This is a genomic window from Lentzea sp. NPDC058436, assembly GCF_042721515.1.
Lineage (GTDB): Bacteria > Actinomycetota > Actinomycetes > Mycobacteriales > Pseudonocardiaceae > Lentzea.
In genome coordinates this window covers 64862-81058 of record NZ_JBHXLF010000003.1, presented here as the reverse complement: position 1 = coordinate 81058, position 16197 = coordinate 64862, and the positions used below count along the sequence as shown (strand labels likewise).

Below are 16197 nucleotides of genomic sequence, written 5' to 3'. Positions count from 1 at the left end.
CAGTTGCCCGGTGGCGGTGGTTGCGTCATCGCCGAAGATCCCCCAGGTGGCGTCCGTTCGAAAGTCCGCCGGAGCATATGAGGACTCCGCTATTGTCCGCAGCCGTGTTGAAGAACTGGGGTGCGGCGATCTTCGTCGCCGTCGCGCTGACCTCCACGACGGCTGTCGGCGCGCTCGCGCAGCCGCTTCCCGGCACCGTCAGCACCGAGGTGCGGATGAAGCTGGAGCGCGACGCCCGGCTGTCCGTCACCGAGACGGTTCAGGTGCCGGACGGCAAGACCGTGAAGCGGACCGTCCCCTTGCGACTCGCGGTCGGCAACGACCTGGAGCGCCAGTACCAGGTCACCGACGCCAAGGTCGAGGGCAAGGGCAGCACCTCGACGAGCGACGACACCTTCTCCGTCACGCTCGAAGGCACCTCCACGCTGACCTACACGGTCGTCGGCGCGGTCGCCCCGGTCGGTGACGTGCTGGAGGTCCGCTGGCAGGCCGCCGGCGGATGGGACACCGAACTGGACAAGGTCGCGCTCTCGTTCTCCGCACCCGACTCGCCCACGTCGGTCAACTGCCTCGCCGGTCCCGTCGGGTCGTCGCAGCCGTGCACCAGCGCGGACCTCGCGGACGGCAAGGGCGTGCGGGCGCAGGAGATCAAGCTCGGCGCCGGCGAACGCGTCGACGTCGCGATCGGACTGACCGCCGGGGTCGTGCCCCCGAACGCCGTCGTGGTCGAGCAGTCCGGGCTCGCGGCCGCGTTCGCGCTGACACCGGCCAGCGGTGCCGCGCTCGGCGGGCTGCTGGTCCTGCTGCTCGGCGGCGTGGCACTGCTCTGGTACCTGCGCGGACGGGACGCCGCGGCGCTCGCGAGCGAGGTCGGGGCGGTGTCCGTGCTGGTCCGCGACCCGAGCGGGCGCGTCGCGTTCGCGTCGCCCGACGGCGTGCTGCCCGGCCAGGTCGGCACGGTCGTCGACGAGCACGTGGACGTGGTCGACGTCACCGCCACGGTGATCGACCTCGCCGTCCGCAACTACCTGTGGATCACCGAGACCGACGGCCACGACTGGCAGATCGTGCGCCGCAACCCGGTCGACGACTCGCTGTCCGGCTACGAGAAGGCCGTCTGCGAAGCGCTCCTGCCGCAGGGAACCGAGGCGGTGAGCGTGTCCGAGCTGCGCGGCCGGCAGATCGACCTCGCGCACGTCCGCGACCGGCTCTACGCCGACGTCGTGGAGAAGCGGTGGTTCGCGCGCCGCCCCGACGCCGAGCGGAACCTGTTCTGGTGGGCCGGAATCGCGATCGCGGTGCTCGGCGTGGCCGCCACGGTCGTGCTGGCGCTGACGATCGGCAACGCGCTGTTCGGTCTCGTGGTCGCGGTCGGTGGTGTCGCGCTCGCGTTCGGTGCGCGGTCGATGCCCGCCCGCACCAAGCGCGGCAGCGAGCTGCTGGAGCACGTCCGCGGCCTGCGCGGGTACCTCCACGGAGTGACGCCCGACGAGGTTCCCGAGGCCGACCGCGAGCTGGTGTTCTCCCGGTCGCTGCCGTACGCGGTGGTGCTCGGCGCGACCGAGCGGTGGCTCTCCACGTTCGGTCAGCAGGACCTTTATTGGTATGGCAACGCCACCGACTTCCGGCGCAGCTTCCCCGCGTTCCTCGGGGCGCTCGACGGCGTGCTCGCCCAGGCGGGCCACCTGCGATCGCTCCGGGCGCCGAACCCGTAGGCTTGCCGCATGGCCTCACCCGAACTGCACAGGTTCACGTTGCCCAACGGCCTGCGGGTGGTGCTCGCCCCCGACGCCGGCGCTCCGGTCGTCGGCGTCAGCGTGCACTACGACGTCGGCTTCCGTTCCGAGCCGGAGGGGCGCACCGGGTTCGCGCACCTCTTCGAGCACCTGATGTTCCAGGGCAGCGAGAGCCTGGAGAAGCTGGCCCACTTCCGGCACGTGCAGTCGTCGGGCGGCACGTTCAACGGGTCCACGCACCCCGACTACACCGACTACTACCAGGTGCTGCCGAGCGCGGCGCTGGAGCGGGCGCTGTTCCTCGAAGCGGACCGCATGCGCGCGCCGAAGCTCACCGACGAGAACCTCCGCAACCAGATCGACGTGGTGAAGGAGGAGATCCGGCTCAACGTGCTGAACCGCCCGTACGGCGGGTTCCCCTGGATCCTCCTGCCCGCGGTGCTGTTCAAGACGTTCGCCAACGCGCACAACGGCTACGGCGACTTCGTCGACCTGGAGAGCGCGACGGTCGACGACTGCGCGGAGTTCTTCGACACCTACTACAGCCCGGCGAACGCGGTGCTGGCGGTGGCGGGCGACCTCGACGTCGAGGCCACGAAGGCGTTGGTGGAGAAGCACTTCGGCGACGTGCCCGCGCGGCCGCGCCCGGAGCGCCCGTCGTTCGCCGAGCCCGCCCCGCAGGGCGAGATCCGCCACGAGCACGGCGACGCGCTGGCCCCGCTGCCCGCGATCGCGATCGGCTACCGCGTGCCGGACCCGACCACGGACATCGACGGCTACCTCGCCTACCTGGTGCTCGCCGGCGTGCTCGCGGACGGCGACAGCTCGCGCCTGCAGCAGCGCCTCGTGCACCGCGAGGGCATCGTGATCGACCTGAACGCGGGCTGCGGCCTGTTCGGCCCGCTCGAAGCGCGCGACCCGGACACGTTCAGCATCACCGCGATCCACGCGGCCGAGGTCGAGGCCGCCCAGGTCGTCGCGGCCATCGACGAGGAACTGCAGAAGCTCGCGCAGGAGCCGCCGTCGGCCGAGGAGCTCGCGAAGGTCACCGCCCGCTGGGCGTCGACCATGCACAAGGAGCACGACCGGCTCACGAACCGCACGCTGGGCCTCGGCTCCGCGGAGCTGCTGTTCGGCCGCGCCGAGCTGATCTACGAACTGCCCGAGCGGATCGCCTCGGTGACCGTCGACGAGGTGTCCGCCGCGGCCAAGGCGCTGCGTCCCGACTCCCGCGCCCTTCTTCTCGTCAAGCCCACCGGAGGAGCCCAGTGACCTCGGCAAAGACCCACCGCACCGCCGAGGAGATCGGGCGCACGGAGACCGGCCCGCGTCCGCTTCCGCCGCTGGGTGACCAGAAGGCGGCCGCCGAGCTGTCCACTGTGGACACCACGCTGCCGAACGGCCTGCGCGTCATCGCGGTCCGCCGCGCCACCGTGCCGATGGTCGAGCTGCGCCTGCGCGTCCCGTTCGCCGACCCGTCCGGCACCAGCGCCGGGTCCCAGCACGCCGCGGCGGCCGAGATCCTCGCGAACACCGTGCTGACGGGCACCGCCACTCGCTCGCGCGTGCAGATCGACACCGAGCTGGCGCTGGTCGGCGGCGAGCTCGACGCCGTCGTCGACCCGGAGCGCCTGAGCTTCACCGGCAACGCGCTGGCGAGCGGCCTCGGCACCGTGCTGGAGGTGCTGGCCGACGTCCTGACCGGCGCCGCCTACCCGGCCGACGAGGTCGAGCGCGAGCGCGCCCGCCTGGTCGAGCGCATCACGCTCGCCCGGTCGCAGCCGAGCGTCATCGCCCGTGAGGCGCTGCAGAACCTGCTGTACGGCGACCACCCGTACGCGAAGGAGATGCCGGAGGCCGACGAGGTCGCCGCCGTCTCCCGCGAAGACGTGGTGGGCTTGCACGGCAAGGCTTTGCTGCCGCGCGGCTCGGTGCTGGTCGTCGTCGGCGACGTCGAGCCGGCCGAGGCCGTGTCTCAGATCGGCGAGGCCCTCGGCGCGTGGCAGGGCGACGGCGAGGCCGTCCAGCTGCCGCCGCTGCCGAAGGTGTCGGGTGGCGACGTGGCGCTCGTGCACCGCGCCGGTGCCGTGCAGTCGCAGATCCGCCTTGCCGCACAGGCGATCCCGCGCACCGACGAGCGCTACCCGGCGCTGCAGCTCGCGAACCTGGTCTACGGCGGGTTCTTCTCGTCGCGTCTGGTCGAGAACATCCGCGAGGACAAGGGCTACACCTACAGCGCCCGGTCGCACCCCGAGTTCACCGTGCACGGGGCGACGTTGCTGATCGACGCGGACACGGCGTCGGACGTGACGGCGGCCGCGCTGCTGGAGACCCGGTACGAACTGGCGCGCCTGGGCCTCGTGCCGCCGTCGGAGTCCGAAGTGGACACCGCGCGCAGCTACGCCATCGGCACGCTGCTCACCAGCACGTCGTCGCAGGGCGGCCTGGCGTCGTTCCTCGTGAACCTCGTCGCGCTGGGCCTCGGCCTCGACTGGCTGGTCGCGCACCCGCAGCGCCTGCAGGCCGTCACGCCGGAGCAGGTGGCAGCGGCCGCGCTGGAGTTCTTCGCGCCGGCCAACTTCACCGGTGTGCTCGTCGGTGACGCGGAGCTGCTCAAGCCGAAGCTGTCCGCGTTGGGTGGAGTCTCGTTCCAGTGAGCTTCGACCTGATCGGGCTGCCCGCGCTGTCGCGGTCGGCGGTCGACCGGTGCGAGCCGTTGCGCGGCGACGACGACAAGCTCGCCGCGCTCTGGCCCAAGGCGAGGATGATCGTCGTGGACACGCGCGGCCGCACCCTGGTCGCCGACCGAGGCACGCGGCTGGCAGACCGGCCGTCCGTCGAGTTCGGCGACCTGCCACCGGTCAACGCCGTCCTGCTGGGTGAGCAGGACGGCGTGGCGTGGTTCGCCGTGCTGATGCCCGCCGAGGAGGGCGAGGCGACGCCGCCGAGCCGCGCCTGGGGCCCGCCCGAGCTCACGGACGAGCCGCAGTGGCTCGACCTCCGGCAGGCGGGCGCCACCCTGGACGACATGTCGGCCGGGCTGTTCACGACGGCCGCCGCGCTGTTCCAGTGGCACCGGCTCGGCAAGTACTGCGCCAAGTGCGGCGCCAGGACCGTGCTGGAGAAGTCGGGCTGGACGTCGGTCTGCTCCGGATGCGGGCGGGAGGAGTACCCGCGCACCGACGCGGCGGTCATCTGCCTCGTGCACGACGGCGCGGACCAGGTGCTCGTCGCGCGCGGACCGGAGTGGCCGGAGGGCAGGTTCTCCGTGCTCGCGGGGTTCGTCGAGGCAGGCGAGTCCCTGGAAGCGTGCGTGGCGCGGGAGATCTCCGAGGAGGTCGGCGTCGCCGTCCGCGACATCCGGTACCTCGGGTCGCAGCCGTGGCCGTTCCCGCGCTCGCTGATGATCGGCTTCGAGGCCGTGGCCGACCCCGCCGAGCCGCTGCGGCTCGCCGAGGGGGAGATCGCGGAGGCCAAGTGGGTCTCGCGGGAGGACGTGCGCAGGGCGATCGACGAGCCGGGCAGCGTTCCCGGTCTCGGGCTCGCCGGGGGCGCGTCGATCGCGTTCCGGATGCTGCAGAGCTGGTCGGGCGCCGCGCCGTCAGAGCAGTGACGGCAGCACGTGCTCCTCGGTGACCATCAGACCGGTGGTCGCCATCGTGTCCGCCAGGTCGGGGTCCCAGCTCGCGGACTCCGGCCTGCTGTTCAACGTCGGCAGCTCCACCCCTCGCGCGATCAGCGTGGCCACGGCCTCGCGATAGTCCCGCGCTGACATCCGCCACGCCGTGCCGCCGGTCCAGGCGAGGACCTCGTTGGTGACGCGGATCCCGTCCGGCGTGAAGTCGTTGTGGCACTTCACGGTCTTGCCGTCGAGGTGGTGCTTCGCCTGCGGCGTCAGGCCGTTCGGGAGCACCACCAGCGTGCCGGGCAGGCCGGACTCCAGCAGGCGCGGGCTGCGCACGACGGTGACCTCCGCCGCGTCGAGCGTGTCGTTGAGCGTCAGGTAACCCTGCGAGGTCAGCACGGGATCGCTGTAGGCGTCGGGGAGAACGCCGGCGCGTTCGAAGTCGAGGCCCGCCAGCGACAGTGCTTTGTGGACGATGCGGGTGAGCGGGCGGCCGTCGTCGAGGTCGTTGCCCGCCAACGCGAACCGCGTGGTCCACCGGCGGGGTTCGGGGTGCAGGCGCGCGAGGATCGACGCCGCCTGGTTCGCGATCATCGGCAGCGCGGGCTGCGGGATCTTGCCGTACCTGCGGACGTGCTCGATCCACTCCTCCGCCCACGGACGCGACAGCAGCCCGTGCTCCCGCAGCGCGAACTTCAGCACGGCGTCCGCCGTCGAGGCCTCCTGCGTGGTGGACATGCCGATCGGCCTGCCGTGCACCGACTCCAGCACCTCGGGCAACGTGCTGCCGTGCGCGCGGACGTGTTCGTCCAGGCGTGCCAACGAGATCTGGCGGCGGGCCGGATGCGCGATCGGCTTGCGCAGGAGCTCGCCGAGCACGGTCGCGGTCGGTGCGTCCTCGACGCGGAAGCTGAACGCCGAACGGCCGCCGCCCTCCATCGTCTCGCGGGCGAGGCGCCAGAAGTCCGCGAGCTCGGGGGAGTCCATGTTCACGGCACCAACCTAGGCCTTGACAGAACGCGCGGGTGGGCGGAGTCTGCCTAACCATGAGCGCCGCGCCTAATCGTGATAGGCAAGCCGAACGCCGTGAGGCGACCAGGCGGGAGATCGTCGACGCCGCGTGGGAGATCGCGCGCCGCGACGGGCTCGCCGCCGTCACGTTGCGCGAGGTCGCGGCCATGATCGGCATGCGGTCGCCGTCGCTGTACTCGCACTTCGACTCGAAGAACGCGATCTACGACGCCATGTTCGGGCAGGCCTGGGCGGTCTACCTGGACGAGATGAGGCAGCACGAACTGCCGGGAGAGCCGAGGGAGGCGCTGCTCGCGATCGCGGAGCACTTCTTCGCGTTCTCGCTCGCAGACGCCGCCCGCTACCAGTTGCTGAACCAGCACGCGATACCCGGCTTCACGCCGTCGGAGGCGGCCTACGCGCCGTCCGTCGAGGTCGTCGGCCTGCTGCAGGAGACCCTGCGCGGGCTCGGCGTCACCGACGGCGCCGACGTGGACCTGTTCCTCGCCCTGTGCGGTGGCCTGCTCGACCGGCAGCTCGCCAACGAATCCGGTGGCGACCGCTGGACGCGCCAGCTGCCCCGCGTGATCGACATGCTCGCCGACGAGGTCGGCCTGCCGGGACCTTCCCTGAGGAGCACGAGATGACCACAGCACTCGCCGCCAGACCCCGCACGTCCCCGTTGGACCGCACGACCGCGATGCGTCTCGCGGCGACCGAGTACGACCGGATCGCCGCTCTGCTCGGCGGCCTCGCACCGCAGGACTGGGACAGGCCCACCTCGTGCCCGGAGTGGGACGTGCGCGCGCTGGCCACGCACGTGCTCGGCATGGCCGAGATGTCCGCGTCGATGCGCGAGGGCCTGCGTCAGGCCAGGGCGGCCCAAGCGCGCGGTGGCGTCTTCATCGACGAGCTGACCGCCGTGCAGGTCGAGGAGCGCGCCGGCATGACGCCCGCCGCGATCGTCGCCCGCTTCGCCGAGGTAGCGCCTCGTGCGGTGAAGGGGCGTCGTCGCGTGCCGGGGGTGGTGCGCGGACGGAGGATGCCGGGCACGCAGCGCGTCAACGGCCGTGACGAGGCGTGGACGCTGGGGTTCCTCAACGACGTGATCATGACCCGCGACCCGTGGATGCACCGCACGGACCTCGCGCAGGCCACCGGCATGCCCCTGGTGCTCACGGCCGCGCACGACGGCGTCCTGGTCGACGACGTGGTGCGCGAGTGGTTCGAACGGCTGGGCCGCCCGGTCACGGTGCGCCTGACCGGGCCCGCGGGCGGCACGTGGGGCGAGGGCGGTCCGGAACTGGAGCTCGACGCGGTCGAGTTCTGCCGCGCGCTCGCCGGGCGCAGGACCGCCCCTCTGGACACCGAGGTGCCCTTCTAGGGGTCGATGCGGTCCAGCGCCGCGCCGTCCCACGTGGTCTGCGTGCACGCGACGCCCCGGCCGTTCTTGGGGCGCAGCACGTCGAAGATGTGCATGCGCGGGATCTTGTCCGACACGCCCCAGCCCGACGGCCAGGTGATCACCCAGTCCATGTCGAGGTCCACCAGCAGGCCCAGCATGCGCGCGATGGTCGGGTCGTCGAGGCGTTCGAAGGCCTCGTCGAGCAGCACCAGGCGCAGCGGGTCGAACTCGTCGCTGACGGCGTCGTAGAAGCTCGCGGCGGCCGCGAACAGCGTCACGTACGAGATCAGGCGGGTCTCGCCGGACGACAGCTGCTTCAGCCGCCGTTCGCGCGGGCCCCCGTCCGGGCCGGTGTCGGCGACGGTCACGGTGAACTGGTGCCACGTGCGGTAGTCGAGGGCGCGCGACAGGATCTCGGCGTAGCCGCCGGAGTGGGTGTCACGTTCGTTCTCGATGCGCTCGGTGAAGACGCGGCGCAGCGTGGCGTCCTGCTCTGGCGTGCGTTCGCCGAACGGCAGCCGCACGAGCGCGAGCGCCTGCCGCGTCGCGTCGTCCAGCGCGCTCGACGACTTCCAGGCCAGCTTGACGTGCACGCCCTGGCTGGAGCGGGCCTGGCCGAGCACCTCGTTCATGCGCTTGGTGAGGTCCTCGGCGACGGTGATCTGGCCGCGCAGCCACTCCGCCAGGTCGCGGATCAGGTAGTCGGCGAAGATGCCCTGGTACTGCTCGTCGAGGAACCCGCGCTGCTCGGCCAGCTTCGTGGTGACCTGGCGGGCGGCGACGGCGACGGGCTTCGCGCCCTCCTCACCGGTCACGGTGACGGTGAGCAGGCCCGCGTGCTGTTCGGCGGCGATGTCGTGGCTGCCGGCGAGCGAGGTCTGCAACGCCTGCAGCTTGGCGATGACGGTGGCCTCGGTGCCGCCGCGCCGGTCGGGGGTGTCGGCGACGGCCTGGCGGACCGCGGCTTCGAGGGTGGTGCCGCCGGGCTGCGTGCCCTCGGCCATCTCCGGGAAAGCGGCCACCACCAGCCCCGGCGCCCGCACCGTGGCGCCGAAGTTCGCGGACGCCCGCGCCAGCGCCTCCTCGGACTCGATGACCTGCGTGGAGTTGTTCTCCAGCAACGCTTCCAGCTTCGCCGCCTGTTCACGCGCGGTCGTGATGCTCTCCCGCACGCCCTTGAGGTCCTCGCGCATCTTCTTGCGCGACCTCTCCAGCGACGTGAGCTGCTCGCTGATCTCCTTGGCCTCACCGCCGACGGCGTCCGTCAGCTCGGCCAGCGTTCCGGCCTGGGCGGCGTAGTCGACGCAGCGGGTGTCGGCGTCGGTCTCCGCGGTCTGCCGGTCGGCGACGGCCTCGTGGTAGCGGTGCGACGCGTCCGTCAGGTCGGAGATCGTTCCCTGGCAACGCCTCTTCACCGCGTCACCGAGCAGGTCGGCGGTCCGCTGGGCCTCACCGGCGGCCGCGCGGGCCTGCCGGAGCGCCTCGGTGTCCGACGGCAGACCCGCGTCGCCGGCCTGGCGGGTCAGTTCCGACCTCGCCGCTTCGAGCCGGGAATGGGCGTCCTCCAACGCTTCCCGCAGCTCGAACGTGCGTTGCTGCGAGCGCACCGCCGACTCCTCGGCGGCCTGGACGCGGCTGTGCTTCGCGATCAGCTCGCCGTCGCCGGGGAACGCCGCGAGGTGCGCCTCCCACGTGGCGACGTGCTCGTGGGCGCGCGCCAGTTCGTCCTCGGCGGTGCCGAGCTGACCCCGCAGATCGGCGAGTTCCTCTTCCAGGGCGGCGATGCGACGGCCTCGGGCGGCCTGCCGCGCGCCCGCGCCGATGAACTCGGCCTCGGGCTTGGTCCACTGGCCGGTCAGCACGCCCGTGCGCCAGTCGCCCGTGGTGGTCATGTCGTCCAGCGACACCGCGCGCAGCAGGTCGACCACGAACGCTTCGGGCACCGGCGAGCCCTCGACGGCCGGCACGAGGTAGTCGGCGAGCGTCCGGCCGTCGACCGCGGGACGCGGGACGGCCAGGACGTCGTTCAGCCCGGCGTCGGCGGCGGTCACCCAGGCGTCCAGCAGACCACTGGCCTGCAACGCGGCTTCGAGCCCCGCACGTTCGTCGTCGGTCAGCGACGGCACGAAGTCGACGAGCCGGTAGAAGGGCGCGCCCACGGCGTGATCGCGGTCGGCGGACGTGTACTGGCCCGGCACCGGCACGCGCTCGTTGCCCGAACGCAGTCCGACGAGCTCCTCGTCCAGCGCGTCCAGGCGGGTGCGCAGGTCCGTGCGCTGCTGCGTGAACGCGTGCGCGGCGTCACGCGCCGTCTGCACGAGCGGTCCCGCCCATTCGCGGGCCGTGGTGCTCAACGTCCGCGCGGCCGCAGGATCGGCCGTTTGCGGCAGCGTCAACGCGTCCGCCGGGCGTTCGTCGAGCAGCGGGCCGCTCGACGTCCACACCTCGACCTGCTCCAGCCAGGCCTGCACGACCTCGGCCAGCTCCTGCATCTCCTGGTTGCGCATCGAGGTCGACTCGGTCGCGCCGAGCTGGGCGTCGCGGGCCTTCTGCCGCAACGACTCCACCTCGCGCTGCTGCGAGTCGAGCGCCAGCGCCTGCTCGTGCAGGGCCATCGCGAGCGCACCCCGTTGACGGGCCAGCGACGCGATGCCCGAGGTCTGGTCGGTCACCGCCGACAGCGCGGTCAGCACGTCCTCGGTCGCGGCGGCGGGCGGCACGCGGCGTTCGATCGGCAGCGGCCCTGCCTCGGGATCCGGCTTGGCGCGCACGGAGTCCGTGGTCACCGCGGCCTCGGCGGCCGGGACCTGCGGCACGTCCGGCGCGAGGTCGGCGTCCATGCCCGCGAGGCGCAGGTTGTCGCGCAACGGGTCGCTCAGCGCGTCGGCGGCCTGAAGGTCTTCCGCGAGGCGCTTCAACAGCCGCAGCACGTTGTCGACGGCCGCGTCCTCCTGCGCGCGCTGGCGGTGGGCCGTCTCCAGGGCCGCCACGGCCGAAGAACGCTTCTCCGCCACCAGGTTCTCGCGCGTCTTCAGGTCCTGGAGGTCGCGGAACGCCGGCAGCTCCTTCAGCGCCGCGATGGTCTCCTCTGCCTGCTGCTCGCCGGTCTCCATGTCGACCAGCGCCTGTTCGGACGCGGAGCGCTCCATGCGCGTGAGGTCGAGCTCCTGCGTGAGCTTCGACTGCTCGCGCCGCAGCTTGGTCACCGACTTCTCGGCGCCCTCCAGCCGTTCGGACGCACCGCGAAGCCCGCCGAACGCGTAATCACGATAGGTCTTGAGGAACGTGCTCAGCGCACTGTCCGCAGAGGACAGTCGCACGATGTTCTCGCGGATCGACTCCAGGTCGTCGAACGACGTCGCGAGCTGCTCGACCATCGCCTGGTCCAGCGGCGGCAGCGCGTCGCTGAGGATCTGTTCGAGCTGACCCTCCAGCACCTTCAGGCCGACGTCCGGGTTGCGCAGCGTCCGCTGCAGGTGCAGCAGGTCACCGTACCGCGCGGCCGGCACGCCGTAGACGGTCTCGGCGACCTTCGCGCGGAACGCCGGCTCCTCGAACATGCAGTCCGCGCCGATGAGGTCCCGCAACTGGGCCGGGCCGTGCGGGACGCGCTCAGGGCCCGCGAGCTGCAGTTCCGCGCCGACGCGCATCGGCGTGACGAACCGCCACGAGTCCGTGATGGCCTGCGAGGTCTTGGACGCCTTCACGCCGAGCCCGCACGTCAGGTACTCGTTGCCGGAGTGGTCGGCGGCCTCGCGGATCAGCTCGACCCACGCGTACCCGATGCGGTTCGGGCCGCCGTCGTAGTCGTCCAGCATGAGCCTGCGCAGGCTCACGGTGTCGAAGCCCTTCGAGCCGAGCTGGCGCAGGTCGCCGTCCAGGCACAGCGGGAGCAGCAGCTCCAGCGTGCGGGACTTGCCGGAACCGTTGGTGCCCTGGAAGATCGCGCGGCCACCGGAGAAGTCGAACGTCTGCTCGGTGTACTGCCAGATGTTGACCACGCCGCCGCGGTGCAGCCGCCACCTGCTCATGAAACGTTCTCCTCGTCGAACAGGGACCAGCTCGGTGCTTCAGGCACCACAACGGGTTGCTCTGGTTGTTCTCGTTCCGGGTCGCCGTCGGGAGACGGCAGCCAGCGGTGCGCGGCCGCGCTGATGGACCACCCCTGTTCGTGCGGGGTGGCCAAACCCATGCGCCGCAACAGTTCCGTCACCTCGGCGACCAGACGGTCCAGGTCGTCGGTGAACTGCTTCGACCACGCGGCGGGGTAGTCCTCGACCAGTCCGGCGCAGACCTCGCGCAGCCGTTCGGGGGTGACGACGTACCGGGCCGGCGCGTCCTCGTCCTCGCCGTCGATCAGGTCCGGCAGAGCCAGCAGCGTGATCCGCGCGACCGTCGAGACGCCGGGGAACGACAGGTCGGTCAGGAAGTCCTCGGGGTCGGCGGCGAGCACGCCCTCGACCCGGCACTCGGTGTGCAGGCCGAAAGCCTGCTCCAGCAACGCGGTCTCCTTGCGCTGGTTGCGCCGCAGCCACTCCGCCTGGTCGTCCGGCAGGTCCGCGTACAGCACCAGCGGCGTCTCGACGAGCCTGCGCCGCACCGCGTGCTCGACGCCGCGCGGACCGGGGCGCGCGGCCAGTTCGACCAGGTGGGCGGGGCTCTGCGCCTCACCGACAGGGCCCGTCACGAGCTGGCCCAGCAGGTCGGTGTCGATCGTGATCAGCGCTTCCTGCGGCAGCAGGTCCTGAGCGACCGATCCCTCGGTCTCGTGCAGCACGCCGAGGGAGACGAGGTGCCGCAGCGCCGCGGTGAGCGCACGCCGTTCGGAGATGTCGTCCGGCGCGTCGATGCCCGCTTCCACCGCGGCGGAACGGATGTCGGCCACGAGCCGGGACAGCAGCGTCTGGCGGCCGATGCCGGTCAGCACCGCGAGCGTCAGCGCCAGGTATGCGTAGCCGCGCGGGGACATGCTGAGCACACCGCGCGTGTCGTCGTTGCCGGGACCCGACTTGTAGAGGCGCGCGAACCGCCGTTCGACGACGAGCCGGTAGCCGAGCAGGCCCGCGAACAGGTCCTGCAACGTCGCGCGGTGCCGGTAGACGAGGCTGAGCAGCTCCCCGTCGGGGCCGTCGGTGCGCAGCAAAGGCCTGCGCAGCAACGTTCGCGCGCACCGCACCACGTTGGCGGCGTCGATGTCGGAGAGGTTGTCCAAGTGGTTCATCGCTTCAGTGCCACCGTCGCGTCGTGCAGGGTGAGCGTCCCGGCGGCCGACTTGATCTGAGTCGTCGTGCCGTGGGCGATCTCGAGTTTGAGGCCGCGCACGGGATCGCTGGCCGAGCCGCTGTCGTTCGGCGAGTCGCGCTGGGCCATCGCGAGCGTCAGCAGCTCGCAGAAGACCTCCAACGCGCCGTGCGTGAGCGTGGTGTTCTCCAGGTTCCCGGCGGCCGTCGTCAGCTCGGCGACGTGCCGCGCGCGGATCTCGTCCGCCTCACGGGCCTCCGCCAGCAGCGACTGCTCGGTCATCGGGTCGTCGAGGATCCTGGACGGCCTGCCGCGCCCGCCCCGGTCGCCGCGCGTCCTGACGCTCACGGTGACGTCGCAGGCAGGGCCGTCGCGCCACGGCGTGCGCTCGTTGTCCGAGTCGTGCTCGGGCGCGGGGGAGAGGTGGCGCGCGCTGTAGAGGCCGAACGCGGAGGCGTAGATCTCGTGCGCCTCCTCGCGGGTCGAGTTGTCGAACCAGGCCGCGAGCTTCAGCAGTTCGGCACGCCGGCCGGGGAGCAGCCCACCGCCGGAGGTCGCGCGCTTCACGCTCGCCAGGAGGCTGCCGATCGCGCGGGCGGTGGCCTCTCTGAGGGCCGTGACCTGGCTCGGGCGGCCGGGGCGGTCGACGAACCAGTCCGTCAGCTCCTGCCAGTCCTCCGGCGTGCGGCCGCGGGCGCGTTCGACGTTCTGGCCGAGGTCGGTGCCGAGGAGCCTCAGCAGCTCGGCGCGGGCCTTCGTGAGCCCTGCCAGCGCCGCGGCGATCGGCGGCGTGAACTTCAGGACGTCCTCGACGACCCGCTGGATGTATTCGACCAGCAGGTTGCGGAAGCCCGCGATCTCCTCGGGCGCCAGGTGGTTGCGCGTGACGACCTGGCCGAGGTAGGCGTAGAAGTCGCGGACCGTCGCCGCGAGCTCGGCGTGCTGCAGGAACAGCGTGGTGACGCGTTCGGCCAGCAGCTCCTTGGTGCGGTCGCCCTCGTTGAGCAGCGCGACGGAGAGGCTGCCGCCCAGCTCGTTGAGGCCGCGTTCGATCGCGGGGAGCAGCTCGCGGGAGACCTCGCGGGCGCCCTCGGGGACCCTGAGCAGCTCGTCGACGTCGCGCTGGACGCGGACGGCGAGCTTGGAGACCTGGTAGCGGACGCTGCCGTGCTGGAACTCGGCGATGCTGGCCGCGACGACCTCGCGCCGGCCCTGGACGAGGTTGCCCCACTCGACCAGCTGCTTGAGGCGGTTGATGACGTTCTCGATGCGGCTCTCGCCCTGCTCGACCCTGCCCTCGCGCTCCTGCCCCGCCAGCGCGCCGGCGACCTCGCCCGCGGACAGGTCGGCGAGCAGCGTGGAGGTGAACAGCCGCATGATCGCCAGGTACGTGCGCTGGTGATCGCGCGCGTCCAGATAGGCGTACAGCTTCAGCCGCTTGTGCTCCACGACCGGCCACCCTAATGCGCGCGCCGGTGCGATGCGGCGCTACCGTGCCTTCGACGAGCTGGGGAGATGACATGGGCGCGGGTCGCGCGTTGGGGTTGTTGCTGGGCGTGGCGGCGGACGCGGTGTTCGGTGATCCACGCCGATTTCACCCGGTAGCGGCATTCGGATCGACCGCGGCGGCCCTGGAGAAGCGCCTCTACGCCAACTCCGAGGCAGCCGGTGTGGCGTACACGACCGTGCTCGTCGGTGGGACCGTGGCGCTCGGTGTGGCCGTGGAACGGGTAGCGCGCCGCAACTGGCTGACGCAGGCCCTCGCGACGGGCGCGGCGACCTGGGTGGTGCTCGGCGGCCACTCCCTCGCCACCGAGGGCACGTCGATGGGCCGTGAACTGGCCGACGGCGACCTGGACGCGGCGCGCGAGCGCTTGCCCCACCTGTGCGGCCGCGACGCCGCCCGCCTCGACACGACCGGCCTGGCCCGCGCGACCGTCGAGTCCGTGGCGGAGAACACGTCGGACGCCGTCGTGGCGCCGCTGTTCTGGGGCGCGGTCTCGGGCGTGCCCGGACTCCTCGCGTACCGGGCGGCCAACACGCTGGACGCGATGGTCGGCCACAAGTCACCGCGCTACCTGCGGTTCGGCTGGGCCTCGGCGAGGTTGGACGACCTGCTGAACCTCGTCCCGTCCCGCCTGGCGGCCCTGCTGACGGTCGGCGGCGCCCCTGTAGTGGGCGGCTCGGCCGCGCAGGCCATGGAGACGTGGCGCCGCGACGCGTCCGCACACCCGTCACCCAACGCGGGCCAGGTGGAAGCGGCGTTCGCCGGCGCACTGGAGATCAGGCTGGGCGGCCGCACCGTCTACTCGCACGGCGTCGAGGAACGCCCGGTGCTCGGCCACGGCCGCAACCCGGACTCAGGTCACGTGACGCGTGCCGTGGAGCTGTCCCGCGTCGTCGGCTTCGGCGCGGGCCTCGTCAGCGCCTTCATCGCCCTCTTCCGCAAGTAGCTCGGCGATCGACTTCTTCTTTTTCTTGCCCTCGTAGAGCACGCCACCCGGCCGTGCCTCGCGGATCGTGAAGTACAGCCACCCGCCGACCGCCATCACGCCGAACGCGATCCACTGCAGCGCGTAGGAGAAGAACGGCCCGGATTCGAGCCTGGGCAGCGGCAGCGTGTCGAGCGCGCCCGGCTGGTTCTCGATCAGCTGGTAGTAGCCGGGCTCGATGTTCGCGCCGACCGCCTTGTTGTTGATCGAGTAGATCTGCCGGCGGCCGTCCTGCTCGAACGCGGCCTGCTCGTTCGACTCGTTGGGCCTCGCGAGCCCGATGAGCGTGACCTCGTCGGCCGGCGGTGGTGCGAACTCCGGCGGCTTGATGCCGTTGACCGGCCGCACGTACCCGCGGTCGATCAGGATCCGGTGGCCCGTGGTGGTCTCGAACGGCGTGATGACCTCGAACGCCGCCTCGCCCTGGACGGTCCGCAGCCGAGCCAGCGCTTCCAGTTCCGGCAGGTAGCGGCCCTTGATCTCGACCTTCTGCCACTCGTCGTGCTGCGCGCCGAACTGGGCCGGGTCGCTCTTCAACGACTTGGTGATGGCGGAGTTCTGCTCCTGGCGTTCGTCGTTGCGGCCGAACTGCCACGGCGACAGCAGGTAGACGCAGGCACCCGCGAACACCCAGACGGCGAGGGTCAGCGCCAGCCAGCCCGGCTTGAGGAGGAACTTGAACCGCAC

Annotated in this window: 12 protein-coding genes; 7 read left to right on the top strand and 5 right to left on the bottom strand. The window is 71.9% G+C overall.

Annotated features, from left to right (window positions below; genetic code table 11):
* Nucleotides 1–77 precede the first annotated feature (77 nt).
* Genes ACFWN2_RS14060 through nudC form a run of 4 tightly spaced genes read left to right on the top strand, consistent with a single transcriptional unit; the run spans nucleotide 78 to nucleotide 5349 of the window.
* Nucleotides 78–1715, top strand: a complete 1638-nt coding sequence (locus ACFWN2_RS14060) for a DUF2207 domain-containing protein (RefSeq protein WP_382427567.1) — start codon at nucleotides 78–80, stop codon at nucleotides 1713–1715.
* Nucleotides 1716–1724: 9 nt separating this feature from the next.
* Entirely contained in the window at nucleotides 1725–3008 is a 1284-nt protein-coding gene (locus ACFWN2_RS14055) for a M16 family metallopeptidase (RefSeq protein WP_382427565.1), read from the top strand.
* Entirely contained in the window at nucleotides 3005–4393 is a 1389-nt protein-coding gene (locus tag ACFWN2_RS14050; RefSeq protein WP_382427564.1) for a M16 family metallopeptidase, read from the top strand. Before ACFWN2_RS14055 ends, ACFWN2_RS14050 begins: the two co-directional genes overlap by 4 nt.
* On the top strand, nucleotides 4390–5349 hold the full coding sequence (gene nudC / locus ACFWN2_RS14045) for an NAD(+) diphosphatase (protein WP_382427562.1): 960 nt from the start codon (nucleotides 4390–4392) through the stop codon (nucleotides 5347–5349). Before ACFWN2_RS14050 ends, nudC begins: the two co-directional genes overlap by 4 nt.
* Here the strand turns inward: nudC and ACFWN2_RS14040 are convergent.
* Entirely contained in the window at nucleotides 5338–6348 is a 1011-nt protein-coding gene (locus ACFWN2_RS14040; RefSeq protein ID WP_382428722.1) for a DUF2399 domain-containing protein, read from the bottom strand. The two genes, nudC and ACFWN2_RS14040, sit on opposite strands and share 12 nt — an antisense overlap.
* Before the next feature lie 59 nt (nucleotides 6349–6407).
* Here ACFWN2_RS14040 and ACFWN2_RS14035 point away from each other — a divergent pair, with 59 nt between their 5' ends.
* Nucleotides 6408–7019 (top strand): TetR/AcrR family transcriptional regulator, encoded by a 612-nt coding sequence (locus ACFWN2_RS14035; RefSeq protein WP_382427561.1) that lies wholly within the window; start codon nucleotides 6408–6410, stop codon nucleotides 7017–7019.
* On the top strand, nucleotides 7016–7756 hold the full coding sequence (locus ACFWN2_RS14030; RefSeq protein WP_382427559.1) for a maleylpyruvate isomerase family mycothiol-dependent enzyme: 741 nt from the start codon (nucleotides 7016–7018) through the stop codon (nucleotides 7754–7756). The genes ACFWN2_RS14035 and ACFWN2_RS14030 overlap by 4 nt, the downstream gene beginning before the upstream one ends.
* Here ACFWN2_RS14030 and ACFWN2_RS14025 read toward each other — a convergent pair.
* Genes ACFWN2_RS14025 through ACFWN2_RS14015 form a run of 3 tightly spaced genes read right to left on the bottom strand, consistent with a single transcriptional unit; the run spans nucleotide 7753 to nucleotide 14467 of the window.
* Nucleotides 7753–11808 carry a TIGR02680 family protein gene (locus ACFWN2_RS14025; protein WP_382427558.1) on the bottom strand — a complete coding sequence of 1352 codons (4056 nt, stop codon included), beginning with the start codon at nucleotides 11806–11808 and terminating at the stop codon, nucleotides 7753–7755. The two genes, ACFWN2_RS14030 and ACFWN2_RS14025, sit on opposite strands and share 4 nt — an antisense overlap.
* Nucleotides 11805–12998, bottom strand: a complete 1194-nt coding sequence (locus ACFWN2_RS14020) for a TIGR02678 family protein (protein ID WP_382427556.1) — start codon at nucleotides 12996–12998, stop codon at nucleotides 11805–11807. Before ACFWN2_RS14020 ends, ACFWN2_RS14025 begins: the two co-directional genes overlap by 4 nt.
* Nucleotides 12995–14467, bottom strand: coding sequence for a DUF2397 domain-containing protein (locus ACFWN2_RS14015; protein WP_382427554.1), 1473 nt, complete (start codon nucleotides 14465–14467; stop codon nucleotides 12995–12997). Before ACFWN2_RS14015 ends, ACFWN2_RS14020 begins: the two co-directional genes overlap by 4 nt.
* A 71-nt stretch (nucleotides 14468–14538) precedes the next feature.
* On the opposite strand from ACFWN2_RS14015, the gene ACFWN2_RS14010 reads away from it, so the two are divergent.
* On the top strand, nucleotides 14539–15471 hold the full coding sequence (locus ACFWN2_RS14010) for a cobalamin biosynthesis protein (protein ID WP_382427553.1): 933 nt from the start codon (nucleotides 14539–14541) through the stop codon (nucleotides 15469–15471).
* On the opposite strand, the gene ACFWN2_RS14005 is transcribed toward ACFWN2_RS14010, so the two are convergent.
* Nucleotides 15379–16197: an SURF1 family protein gene (locus tag ACFWN2_RS14005; protein WP_382427552.1), complete on the bottom strand. Its 819-nt coding sequence runs from the start codon at nucleotides 16195–16197 to the stop codon at nucleotides 15379–15381. The genes ACFWN2_RS14010 and ACFWN2_RS14005 overlap by 93 nt on opposite strands.

Coding starts and splice junctions, on each gene's coding strand:
- ACFWN2_RS14060 (WP_382427567.1), top strand. CDS start 78: ATGAGGACTCCGCTATTGTCCGCAGCCGTGTTGAAGAACTGGGGTGCG.
- ACFWN2_RS14055 (WP_382427565.1), top strand. CDS start 1,725: ATGGCCTCACCCGAACTGCACAGGTTCACGTTGCCCAACGGCCTGCGG.
- ACFWN2_RS14040 (WP_382428722.1), bottom strand. CDS start 6,348: ATGGACTCCCCCGAGCTCGCGGACTTCTGGCGCCTCGCCCGCGAGACG.
- ACFWN2_RS14035 (WP_382427561.1), top strand. CDS start 6,408: ATGAGCGCCGCGCCTAATCGTGATAGGCAAGCCGAACGCCGTGAGGCG.
- ACFWN2_RS14030 (WP_382427559.1), top strand. CDS start 7,016: ATGACCACAGCACTCGCCGCCAGACCCCGCACGTCCCCGTTGGACCGC.
- ACFWN2_RS14025 (WP_382427558.1), bottom strand. CDS start 11,808: ATGAGCAGGTGGCGGCTGCACCGCGGCGGCGTGGTCAACATCTGGCAG.
- ACFWN2_RS14020 (WP_382427556.1), bottom strand. CDS start 12,998: ATGAACCACTTGGACAACCTCTCCGACATCGACGCCGCCAACGTGGTG.
- ACFWN2_RS14010 (WP_382427553.1), top strand. CDS start 14,539: ATGGGCGCGGGTCGCGCGTTGGGGTTGTTGCTGGGCGTGGCGGCGGAC.